Here is a 552-nt window from a genome sequence, read left to right on the forward strand (position 1 = left end):
GCCGGGCCAAGTCGACGTTGGGCAGCTTCTCGCCGACGCACCTCAAGATATGCCGCTGGGCGCGCGCACTGCAGAGGCGCACGGCGAAGCGCGCAGCTGGACGGTCTGGTTCGGTGTGCTGCTGATGACGCTTGGCGGCATCTCGCTCTTAAGCTCGAGCCGCACGCTTCGGCATGCGTGGAGATTACGTTAGCTTAGATGCGAGGTACATCCGCCGCGCAATCAATGGATTCCACGAGCCGGTATAGCCGAACTGCCACACGTACAAAGATTCCGTGCGCCACGCCTAGTTTGGCACCGGCTTAGACGGACATTCGAGTACGATGACGGTCGCCTTTGGGATCGGACTGCATTATGCGGTACAAGGTGTTCGTGGTGGACGGCAGCCGGCAACTGATCTGCGCTGCAAAGCTCGACTGCATTGACGAGCAGGCGGCGAGACGCCGAGCCGAGCAAATGCATGACGAGCACGACGTTGAGCTTTGGCAAGGCGATCGACTCGTTGCTGTGTTCCGAAGTGCAACGTCGAATGAAGGTCGGAGCTAACGCGCG

Annotated in this window: 1 pseudogene; it reads left to right on the forward strand. The window is 60.5% G+C overall.

Annotated features, from left to right (window positions below):
• Positions 1-193: pseudogene (locus tag AC0L3B_RS38290) on the forward strand (hypothetical protein); the annotation flags it as partial.
• Positions 194-552: the final 359 nt, after the last annotated feature.

The sequence above is a fragment of the Bradyrhizobium sp. Kon56 genome, from assembly GCF_055807635.1.